This window comes from Streptomyces sp. NPDC054786 (assembly GCF_053611685.1).
Window position 1 is genome coordinate 1 of the sequence record NZ_JBSHAW010000009.1, and the last position, 5,856, is coordinate 5,856.

General features: G+C 64.3%; 3 protein-coding genes. All 3 read right to left on the reverse strand.

What is annotated here, in order from left to right:
- Positions 1-117: 117 nt before the first annotated feature.
- The 3 genes from ACWGI6_RS09875 to ACWGI6_RS09885 all read right to left on the reverse strand — a co-directional run bounded on the left by ACWGI6_RS09875 (position 118) and on the right by ACWGI6_RS09885 (position 5,729).
- A complete protein-coding gene (locus ACWGI6_RS09875) occupies positions 118-1,635 on the reverse strand; it encodes a sulfatase family protein (protein ID WP_453267010.1) in 1,518 nt (505 codons plus the stop codon).
- Between the two features lie 281 nt (positions 1,636-1,916).
- A complete protein-coding gene (locus ACWGI6_RS09880; protein ID WP_453267011.1) occupies positions 1,917-3,875 on the reverse strand; it encodes a hypothetical protein in 1,959 nt (652 codons plus the stop codon).
- A 1,158-nt stretch (positions 3,876-5,033) separates the two neighbouring features.
- On the reverse strand, positions 5,034-5,729 hold the full coding sequence (locus ACWGI6_RS09885) for a type VII secretion system-associated protein (RefSeq protein WP_453267012.1): 696 nt from the start codon (positions 5,727-5,729) through the stop codon (positions 5,034-5,036).
- Between the last annotated feature and the right edge of the window lie 127 nt (positions 5,730-5,856).

Genomic DNA, 5,856 nt, shown 5'->3' on the forward strand with positions numbered 1-5,856 from the left:
TTTTATAAATAAGCCACCACCGACACACCCCGCCGGGCGCTCGGCGTGTCAATCGGGGGTGACCCCGCGCAGCCCCTGACCAACTGGCCTTGATGCAGCGGTCGTTGTGCTTGCCCGCTACTGCGCTGCCTTCTTGCAGCTCTCCTGGCCCTTGCAGTGGTGGAGCGCCAGCAGCTTCTTGTGCAGGGCGTCGCGCTTCGCCGGGGAGAGGGACCCGATCTTGTTGTCCGTCTCGTCCGGGTCGGAATTCGGGGTGTAGTACTCCTTCTCACCGTCGGAGTACTCCGCGTACACCTCGCTGTCCGTGCGGATCGCCATGTAATCCGGCGGGTCGCCCTCCTCCCGCTTCTGCTTGTCGGGGTCGCCCGTCGCGTCGTCCGCGTGGTGGTGCTCGACCAGCACCGACTTGCGCCAGTCGCTCTCCGACTTGCCTTGCATGAGGCCGGCCAGGCTCCTGCCGTCGACCGAGGTGGAGGAGGGCTTGAGGCCCGCCAGTTCCTGGAAGGTGGGGTTCATGTCGGTGTTCTGCGCCAGCGCTGAAACCTTCCTATTCGCAGGAACCCCGGGGCCCGTGACCATCATCGGCACCTGGATGTCGCTGTCGTAGATGGTCTGCTTACCCGGAAGCAGGTTGTGCTCGCCCATGTGGAAGCCGTTGTCCGAGCCGAAGACAAGGTACGTGTCCTTGTCCTGGCCGTTGGCCTTGAGCTGCTGTTCCAGGTGGCCGATCATCCGGTCCACCGCCTGGACGGAGCGCACGCGCTTGCGGAACTTCTTGTCGATCGAGGCCTTCTGCTGGTCCGTCAGCGGCTTAAGGCTCTGCTGCCACTTCGGGGCGTTCTCGGTCGCCTTGCCGTAGGCGGAGTTTTCCGGAGCCTTCGTGCCGCCGAACTTGCCCATGTCCTCCGGCGCGGGAGTGGCGGGAGCGTGCGGGGCGAAGGTGGCCGTCTCCAGCATGAACGGCTTGTGCGACTTCGCCGACTGGTCGATGAACTTCGTTGCCCGGTCCGAGATCACATCGGTGAGGTAGTCCTGGGGAGAGTGGCCCTTCTTCTCCACATGATGATTCTCGTTGATCTTGTAGTTGTACTCCGGGTAGCCGTTGCCGGCCACGTCCCACTCGTTCCAGCCCGGCGGAACGAACGGCGACGACGTCCCCTGCGTCTTGGCCGGGTTGTACTCATTGAGGTACTTGCCCATGAACCCGGTCTGGTAGCCGGCCTTCTGGAGCCGGGCCCCGAAGCACTTCTTCTCGTTCCCGTGCGACTTGAACGCGCCATACCCGCCGTCGTTGCCCGCGTTGTCGTACACGCCAGTGTTGTGCGGGAACTCACCGGTGAGGATCGACGAACGCGAGGGGCAGCACTGCGAGTCGGTGGCGAAGAAGTTCGAGAACGTCGTCCCCTTCTGCATCAACTGCTGGACGTGCGGCATGTACTTCACCAGATTCCACGACAGGTCATCGGTGAGCACGTAGAGGATGTTGGGCTTCTTCCCGCCGTTCGCGTCCGGGCTCCCCCCGTTCGCGTCCGGGCTGCCGCCGTTCGCGCCTGGGGAGTCGGCGGGCGACGAGGACGAAGCCTTCTGGTCTCCCCCTGACGAGGCGCTGTCCGTGCCTCCATTACAGGACGTCATCAATGTCGAGGACAAAGCGACGAGCAAGGCGAAGTAGATAGTTCGCCGACGATGAATACGAGGCATGAACAGCCCTCCCCATTGGTTGCACAATTTTTGAACGCTCTGCGTGGATGGCTTACGCCCTGGAAATTCCGGGGGAACGCAGCTCGCCATCGAAACTCCGCTCGATGCTCTCACCCCTCAGGAGCCGAGGCTATACCCGAAACCACGTCCGCAATTATTCCCGGCGCTCGGATTCCCTTTCCTTCTGCAAGCGTCGGCCGCTCGCAAGCGGGCCGTCAGCTCCCGTTGAGCCGGATCAGGGTCACGGAGTGCGCACGGAATGCCATATTCAATGCATCGGATTTCGGCGAGGCGTGCGACTTCTCGATCTTCACGGACCGTGAATTCTGCTTGTCGTCGTCGAAGTCGTCATAGGCGTCACCCGAGACGACGGATACCTCCGCCGTGCCGGAGCACTTGAAATGCTCCGTGACGATCTTCGCCTTGATGTCCTTGTCGGGCGAACGGTTGATGACGACGATGTTGAGCTTGTTGTCGGCGTCCACGGTCGCCATCGTCACCAACGCGTCGTAGGAATTTCCCAGTGCCGTTTCACGGGTCGACACCGCGATGTTGTTCTGCACACCGCTTTCCACGACGCGCCCGCCGCCGTGGAAGACGTCCCGGAGCTGCTCTCGCACGATCGCGTCCGGCGTCTGCCCGAAGTCGGGGGCACCGGTGAGCACCTCGCGCGAGATGCCTTCCTTCGGAGGGATCAGGTCGTTGCTCGCCGTCCACGGCACGCCGAGGGCGCTGAACCGCGCCCACTGAGAGGATATGTACAGAGCGTGGGACATCGCGTACGCATACTGCGGGTACGCCTTCTTGTCGCTCTTCCCGAAGAACAAGGCACCGCACTCGGAGACCGCAACGTAGGCACCGCGCTTGCCGTACTTGCGCACCTCGTGCTGAAGGTCCTCCACCATCCCCCCGGCGGCCTTTTCGCCGATCATCTGGTAGTCGTGTCCGGCGCGCTTGTCGGGAAAACGCTTGACGTGGAGGTCCCGCTGGAAGTTCGTGTAGGGGTGGATGCTCATGCCGTCGAAATGGTCGGCATGACCGTGCTCCGCCAGGAGCTGTGGAAAACTTGTGCCGCCCGCAAGCTTCCCCGAGCCGATGAGCGCCCATACCGACAGGACGCTGATCGTCGGGTCGACTTCCTTCATGGCCTTGTAATAGTCCACAAAACCGGCGTGCGGGCCTGATTCATAATTGGCAGTGATTTTGGCGCCCTTGGGCGGTATCTTGCCGTGGTGGCCGTCACCGAAGCAGATGGTGCCGCTCTTCGGCTCGAAGGTATAGACGCGCTGCTTCGGGCCGGCCGAGGAGAGGTCGTCGACCTGGTGCCACTTCATGCGATTGATGTGCACCATCTGGCTCTTGGGCACCACGGGCGGATACCACACAGTGAAACTCTGGTGCGGCTCGCCGCTGCTGACCGCCGCCGAGGGCCTGTGGTCGGTCGGCTTCCCGATCGGCTGATTCATCTGGCGCTGCGTGCCGCCGAAAGCGTACTGCCGCATGGCGGTCTCGTCGTCGTCACTCATCCAGTAGCGCTGGTGCTTGCCGAAGAGTTCGTTCCCGATCTCCCAGTAATGCACTCCATACGGCTCCGGGTGGCCGTTCTTCGCACGTAGCCTTCCGAATTCGGTGTGCTCAGGCGCGTTCATGTAGGCGACCCAATCCGCGATCTCCTGAGGAGTGGAATTCGCGAATGGCGCCATGATCTGCGGCTCGCCGCCGATCGCCTTCGTGAAGGCCATGTACTCGTCCGGACCGTACCTGCTGTCGACCGGCGCGCCCTTCTTTCCTTCGAGTTGACCGCCCCGCTGGTTTTGGGGCCCTACCGCGTTCTTCCAGTTGAACAGATTGGCCGAGGTTCCACCGGGATAGCGGACCATCGCAATGCCGCTCCGCTTCACCTGGCTGACCCCCGCGGGCACGGGGGCGTTCTTCTTGGAATCCCACATACCGTACGCGTCGTCATACCACTTGGCGCCGTTGACCCCCGTGATGAATCGGCTCACCTTGGCGAGCGACTTGCGGGTATCGACAGCGATAACCGGTGCACCGCTGGAATTTCCGGGACTACCAGGACTACCGATACCCAAATCGGGGTTGCATCCCACAGTGAGCGTCCCCACTCCGAGGGCCACCGCGCCCTGCAGGACGTTACGCCTCTTCAACTCTGCCATACGCGCCATACCTGCCTCTCAAATGCAACTGCACGGGGATGCTCCTGGCGGAAAATCCGCCGCATAATCCCTGTAACTCCGACCGCTTTGCCACCGTAAGACGGACTCACAGATCAGTAAGTGCAGTGAATAGGTGCCAAGCCTCGCAGGAACATTCCCTTTCTCCGTCACCTGCCGCAAGCGCGGCAGACTCTTATCGAGACGCCGTCGGTCGATGCACGGTTCCAATGGGAGGAATCGACCGCCATCTACCGGGTGCGATCTGCTTAACACCGCGCGGTCCTTGAACACCCCTCCGCCTGTCACAGTTCTGCAGCAGGTACGAGAAGCGAGCATGCCACACACCTTTCCAGGCACGCGCGCAGCCGGGCAAGCCGAGTGTAAAACATCGCGCCTGTCCCGGAAGAGGTGTGGCAATTTTGTCCCGGCAATAATCCCGGGCACCGGAATAAACTGCCGGGCGCCCCCAGCCGAGATTTCCGCCGCCACTCGGGCTGGTTGTGGCCGGTGAAGTACTGTCCCGCCTACTTCCAGCGCGTCATGTCGGACGACCGCAGAATCGGCAGCGTCCGCTCACCGACCCCGCCGCGCCCGCGGAAGGAGGCGGGGGGGCGTCGGAGGGTGCCGCCTCGATCACGACCGCCGCCGCCTCCTGGGCCGACTGCTCATTCCCCATGGTTTCGGCGGCGAACTGGAGGAATTTCTGCCCCAGTCGGTGGTGGGGGTCGCCGGGGTCGGTGAGAACCTTGAAGTCGATGTTCTCGACGATGTTCGTTGCGCCCTTCGCGCCAGCCCTGGTGCGTGGGCGAACTGCTACGTTCTGGCAGGGTGTTGACGGTCGTCCGTCTCGCCGGCACAGCGGGGTTGCATCGACGCCCGTCGATCACCGAGCGACTGCCTACGCTGAGGTCATGCGCTCGCTCGACCACCCGCAGATCTCCTCGATGTCCCTCTCGGATGCCCTCGAGGCACCGGCCGACCCCATCCGCCGCGCCATCGTGGGCGTACTGGCGGACTGAACCGGCCGGGGGCTCTTCAGGCACCGCCGGGGTCCAACGGGCCGTGGCCGCAGGCCAGCTGAGCCGGCCAGCTGCCTGGTGCGCCGGACCGCCGGCACTGCGCTTACCCCCTACCGTCCGCTCTCGCTCGGCGATCCGCTCATGTCGCCTCCTGCCCCCCGGGCACGGCGCGGAGCGCGTCCCTCTTGATGAGCAGCGCCACCGGCGCAGAGGAGCTGAGGAACAGCACCTCCTCGTCGTCCCCCAACCGCTCCAACAGCCCCTGCATCGGCATCACTTCGTGCAAAGGCAGGTTGTCCGCCTCCAGGTCTGGGGAGGTGGAGAAGATCGCGACGGCGGGTACGCCCTCGGGGGTCTGGTCCACGGCAGGCTCCCCCTCGTCGTCCACGCACACGGCGACATCGGCGTCCGCGAGGGCGCGGACGACGTCGTCCTCAGGACCGTAGCCCGTGGCGGCCAACTGGACGGCCTTGTCAGCGGGGCCGACCGGTGCGGACCATCCCAGCCTCTCGGGCGAGGGGCGGTATTCGTCGTTCCGCTCCCACTCGACGATCTCCCCGTTCTCGTCGGTGCGCCAGCGGCCGAGCGTGGCCCAAGAGGGCGGCTCCTGGCCGTCCTCGGCACTCCACTGCTGGTCGACGACGTTGAGCCAGTGGCCGGGCGCCAGCTTCGCCGCCTCGACTATGCCCTCGGGCGGCGGCGGGAAGCCCGGCTCACCGGGGCGCACGAGCTTGGGCGGCTGCTCCTCGGTACCCTCTTCCGTGGTGCGGTTCTCCGCCTGCGAGTCTGGCTCGTCGGGTGACGTGGAACCCTGGTTCTCCGGGGGAGTCGGCATCTGTGCTCTCCATCTTCCGCGATGCGCTGTGTGCGTTGCAGTTCTCGTTGCCGGTCTTCTACTGTCCGGTTCCCGCGCTTCGAGTCCGGCCTGTGGTTGCACGGCTCGGAGCTTCCTCATCCGTCTG